This is a genomic window from Kordia sp., from assembly GCF_045105435.1.
In the GTDB taxonomy this organism is placed as follows: Bacteria; Bacteroidota; Bacteroidia; order Flavobacteriales; family Flavobacteriaceae; genus Kordia.
The window spans coordinates 1-4,953 of the sequence record NZ_JBGCDL010000054.1 but is presented as its reverse complement, the minus strand read 5'-3'; the positions used below and the strand labels follow the sequence as shown (position 1 = coordinate 4,953).

Here is a 4,953-nt window from a genome sequence, read left to right as displayed (position 1 = left end):
AGTAAGTTCTAATAAATTACTGACGGATGTCAAAAATTTAATTACAGATGCGCTTCCAAGCGGAATTCCTAGTGTAGCAGAAATTGCCAGTATTTTAGGAATGAGCGCACGCACGTTTACACGCAGACTTTCCAAACATGAGGTTACATTCCGCGATTTAATTCAACAAAAACAAGAAGAACGCGCCAAATTTCTGCTCTTACAATCTAATAGTAGTTTTGCCGAAATTGCCTTTGAAATTGGCTTCTCCGAACAAAGCGCTTTCAATCGTGCATTTAAACGTTGGACAGGAAAAACACCAATTGAATACCGTAAATCTTAACATTTTTAGCGCTTTGGCGTAAACTGTCAAAACATTGGCGTAAAGTGTCAATCACAACATTTCAACTTTCCTGAATTTTGTCTCATCAAACTAAAACAATCAGTTATGGGACTTATCAACATACTTTTATTAGCTATTCTAGTTAATTTTTTTGCTGTTTTCACTGCTGTAGATGCGCACAATGATTCTAACGAAAAATTTTCTAAAATCAATACCGTAGAAGTCACTTTCAATCCAGAAAAAACTTCGCAAAAAAAACAACATTAATTTTCAAAAAAACGAATACTATGGACATTTCACTCAAACTTGGAATCCTATTGATTGCGACATTGCTCACGGGACTTTCCGCAGGATTGTGTTTTACATGGACAAATGCCGTAACCATAGGAATTGGCAAATTGGACAACCTCGGATATTTACATGCATTTCAGCAGATGAATCGCACCATAATAAATCCAACATTCATCCTTGTATTTTTTGGCCCATTCATTTTACAAGCCATCAGTTTATTTCTATGGAAAGATAGCACAAGTACAATTACAACACTTTTAGGAAGCATTATTTTACTCTATTTTTTCGGGCTTGTCTTAGTTACCATTTTTGGGAACGTTCCACTGAATGAAATTTTGGACAAAACCAATTTGGCAGAAGCATCTGTGAACGATTTACAAAATCTACGCAATCAGTTTGAAATCAAATGGAATCGATTGCATTTCATCAGAACGCTGACAAGCATCCTTTCTTTTGGACTTTTACTCATCACACTTATTAAAGTATTACAACATAAATTTTAAATTCATCAAACATTATGAAATCAAACATTTTAGTCATTGGCGGCACAGGAAAAACTGGTCGTCGTGTCGCACACATTTTACAAAATCAGCAACAAAACGTACATATTGGTTCTCGCAACAGCGCTATTCCATTCAATTGGAACGATGCTACAACCTATGCAAAAGCCTTAAAAGGAATGGACTGCGCATATATTACATATCATCCAGATTTGGCAGTTCCTGGCGCTAAAGAAGCTATTAAAGCGCTTACCGAAACGGCATTACAGCAAGGTTTAGAAAAAGTAATATTACTTTCGGGAAAAGGAGAAAAAGAAGCAGAAGCTTGTGAAGAAATTGTTGCAAACTCAGGATTGAATTACACAATAGTACGAGCTTCTTGGTTCAACCAAAACTTTAGCGAAAGTATGTTTTTAGATCCAATCTTAGCTGGTCATATAGCCTTGCCAATGGCGGAAACTAAAATTCCTTTTGTCGATGCAGATGACATTGCGGAAGTTGTTGCAAAAGCATTATTAGATGACACGCTAAACGGGCAAATTATTACCGTAACTGGACCGAGAACTTTAACTTTTAAAGAAGCGGTAGAAACCATTGCAAAAGCAGCCAATAGAAACATCAATTTTCAAGAAATTTCCTTAGATGCATATTTAGAAGGTATGAAAAACGCAGGTGTTCCTGATGATTTTATTTGGCTTTTAGGATACTTATTTAAAGAAGTTTTGGGCAATGCTGACAATCAAATAGTTTCTACTGATATTTCAACAGTATTGGGCAGAAAAGCAATCGATTTTAACGAATTTGCACAAACAACAGCCGCAACTGGCATTTGGAATCAATCCATAACGCAGACCTTCTAACTGCATCATCAATCCAAAAACGAACCACTAAAAGTCATCTCAGAATAGAGATGGCTTTTTTTTACACCAAAAAAACATATAACTACTTTATTATCAATACGTACCAATACGTGTTTCGCAAAATTTTACTTCCATAAAATTGTAAAATTCACATCTTTTATTTAGCTTTATGTAGACCAACCATAGAAATTTTATATCATGAAAAACATTCAAAAAAAACCCAACATCCTTATTCTTATCACCGATCAACAACGAACTATTCAACACTTTCCGGAAGGCTGGGCAGAAGAATATTTGCCATGGACGACACATTTGAAAAAAACAGGTGTAACTTTTGAAAATAACATGTGTAGTTCTACTGCATGCTCTCCAAGCAGATCTACTATTTTTTCGGGTACGTATCCAACAGTGAATGGTGTTTTAAAAGTGAATGATACCATTAACATGAGTCGAACCTTGCCTATGGGCGGATCTATCGCTACGCTTGGTAAAATTATGACCGATGCAGGATATCGAATGGTCTACAAAGGAAAATGGCATTTGGATGCTTCGTTTGCCAATTCTAGTTTTATTCGTCCCGCAGATATGGATCGAATGATGATTGAAGATGACGCCATGGAAAATCATTATGCATTTCCAGGTTGGACATCTCCCGATTTAGGAACGGCAGAAGCTAATTTAACCGAAAGAGGCACGGAGAAACCTACGGAGAATTCTCCGTTAAATTCTCTTGGAGGCGGAACCGCTGCAAACGATGGCAGAATTGTAAATGGTCCCATGTTTTTAAACAGTCAAGAATCTGCGGTAGATTTTATTAAAAACTACAATCCTGACGATGAAAAACCATTTTGTTTGGTAGTTTCTTTGGCAAATCCGCATGATGTTTGGGTATATCCGTTTGCACCAGAAAGTGCAGGATACACAGGAAAAGAATGGCTCGGAAGTGCTTATGATAATTTTGTGCTTCCAGATAGTTACAACAATGATTTAGATGGGAAACCAGATGCACAAAAAGATTTTTTAATGGGTTTTCAGCGTGGAAAAATTAAAGATACTGATACCGCCACCAATTATTTAAAATTCTACGCATATTTGCAAACACTCATTGATGATTTAACAGGAGATATCATCAATGCAATGCGATCTAATGTACATGTTGGCAATCAATTAGAAAACGATACGTATATCATTCGTATGTCAGATCATGGAGAAATGGCGATGTCGCAAGGAGGTTTGCGTCAAAAAGAAAACAATATTTACAAAGAAACCATTAAGATTCCTATGATATTTTCAAATCCAAACTTGCCGCAAAATGTGGTGAAGGAAGATTTGGTTTCACTGATTGACTTGCTTCCAACCATTGCTGAACTTACAGGAGCTAGCATTCCTGAGAACGTGGTCATTCAAGGAGAAAGCTATGCAAATACAGTCTTACATGGCGATTCAAACAATAGAGAATATAATTATTTTGCTACAGACGATTGTTCCATGTCTGCCTATACCTGCATTCGAGGAATTATTAGTCATAAATACAAATATGGTGTGTATTATCCAGCTAATTACGGCAGTCAAAACTATGGCATTGTAAATTACAATGGAGAAATTGAAGTAAGTAATAGTGATTCGAGTGAACCATCGTCTCCCATTCAATATGAATTGTATGATTATAGTACGGAAGGCGGACAAACAGAAACTGAAAACCTTTTGGCATCTCCAGATGATATTGAAAACTCATTATTAGACACTTGGAAAAAATTACACGCTATTCTTACTGCAAAAATGGAAGAAACGTATACGCTTCCTAACAATTGGGATTTTGCGGATGTTTCGAGTGTAACTACTGAATAAATAAAGTGTATCATTTTTTTTTACCAAAAGCCATCTCCATATTCGAAATGGCTTTTTTTTATCATAATCTTATCCTATATTTATAAAAAATAAAAATTCATGTTAGCATTTACCGCAATAATTGGTTTACTAGAATCTATACTTTACTACGCCATTTTATTTTGCGTTGGAAAAATGCTTAATGACAGTCAACAATTAAGAAGTTTTTTTGGTTTAAAATCAAAAAAAGAAGTATTATCTACCTTTGTAAAAACTTCTCAATCTGTTGAAAAAATTGGAAATATCCTCATGTTACTTGCCACCATTGGTATAATTTATTCGCTCATAACTACATGTGTCATTCTCTCTGATATTATGTAATACTAATGTATTTATTGATCCAAGAATACGTCCAATTACCAATACGTATTTCTACCTGAATTTACTAAAACGAGTAGTTTCCAATTGTGAATGCTTAATCTTTGTTTTACATTTATAACACCATATTGTAAAACCAACCTTATTAATCTACTATCATGAGCAAACCATTTGATCGCGTGATTACCATCATGTTTGAAAACCAATATCGCAGTTATGTAATTCAAAATCCTTTTTTAAAGAAATTAGCTGCTGCTGGAGCAGATATGACAAACTATTTTGGTGCTTTTCATCCTTCTCAAACCAATTACCTAGCATCTTTTGCAGGTGAAATTTGCGGAGTTACCAACGATATTCCGCCAGCTTCTCCACTACTCCAAGAAACTTTAGTTGATATTTTAGAAGCTAAAAATGTGAGTTGGAAAGCGTATATGGAAGCCTATCCGAATGAAGCTTGGAATCCTGATTGGGTAAATGCTGATTATGATACAAGTGAACAACCAATTACCCAATTTCCGGCGGCTGATGCCAAAGATCTTTCCAGGTATTACCGCAAACACAATGCTTTTGCTTCTTTTCATAACGTACAGAAAGATAAAGATAGATGGGAGAAAATTGTAAACGATGTTCAGTTTTGGCAAGATATAGCAAATGACGATTTACCAGAATACAGTTGGTTTACACCCGATATTTGGAATGATGGACACTATTTATACAACACACATATTGACACCAATCCGCGTACGCAATTAGTGCCACAATTGTCTGCTTGGCT

General features: G+C 35.5%; 7 protein-coding genes. All 7 read left to right on the top strand.

Annotation, left to right across the window (positions count from 1 at the left end; all coding sequences use genetic code 11):
* Positions 1-322 (top strand): helix-turn-helix domain-containing protein (locus AB8B65_RS02605; RefSeq protein WP_405299274.1); only part of this gene is annotated, 322 nt, incomplete at its 5' end.
* A 105-nt stretch (positions 323-427) separates the two neighbouring features.
* On the top strand, positions 428-589 hold the full coding sequence (locus tag AB8B65_RS02600; protein ID WP_405299273.1) for a hypothetical protein: 162 nt from the start codon (positions 428-430) through the stop codon (positions 587-589).
* 20 nt (positions 590-609) lie between these two features.
* On the top strand, positions 610-1,116 hold the full coding sequence (locus AB8B65_RS02595; RefSeq protein WP_405299271.1) for a DUF1772 domain-containing protein: 507 nt from the start codon (positions 610-612) through the stop codon (positions 1,114-1,116).
* Positions 1,117-1,130: 14 nt separating this feature from the next.
* Complete coding sequence (locus AB8B65_RS02590; protein ID WP_405299269.1) at positions 1,131-1,973, top strand: NmrA family NAD(P)-binding protein; 843 nt, start codon at positions 1,131-1,133, stop codon at positions 1,971-1,973.
* Positions 1,974-2,171: 198 nt separating this feature from the next.
* Positions 2,172-3,821, top strand: a complete 1,650-nt coding sequence (locus AB8B65_RS02585; protein ID WP_405299267.1) for a sulfatase-like hydrolase/transferase — start codon at positions 2,172-2,174, stop codon at positions 3,819-3,821.
* Positions 3,822-3,920: 99 nt separating this feature from the next.
* Complete coding sequence (locus AB8B65_RS02580; RefSeq protein ID WP_405299266.1) at positions 3,921-4,181, top strand: hypothetical protein; 261 nt, start codon at positions 3,921-3,923, stop codon at positions 4,179-4,181.
* A 155-nt stretch (positions 4,182-4,336) separates the two neighbouring features.
* On the top strand, positions 4,337-4,953 hold a 617-nt coding region (locus AB8B65_RS02575), incomplete at its 3' end, for an alkaline phosphatase family protein (protein WP_405299265.1).

Bases quoted from the DNA above. Each gene is read 5' to 3' on its own strand.
- AB8B65_RS02595 (WP_405299271.1), top strand. From the start codon at position 610: ATGGACATTTCACTCAAACTTGGAATCCTATTGATTGCGACATTGCTC.
- AB8B65_RS02585 (WP_405299267.1), top strand. From the start codon at position 2,172: ATGAAAAACATTCAAAAAAAACCCAACATCCTTATTCTTATCACCGAT.
- AB8B65_RS02600 (WP_405299273.1), top strand. From the start codon at position 428: ATGGGACTTATCAACATACTTTTATTAGCTATTCTAGTTAATTTTTTT.
- AB8B65_RS02590 (WP_405299269.1), top strand. From the start codon at position 1,131: ATGAAATCAAACATTTTAGTCATTGGCGGCACAGGAAAAACTGGTCGT.
- AB8B65_RS02580 (WP_405299266.1), top strand. From the start codon at position 3,921: ATGTTAGCATTTACCGCAATAATTGGTTTACTAGAATCTATACTTTAC.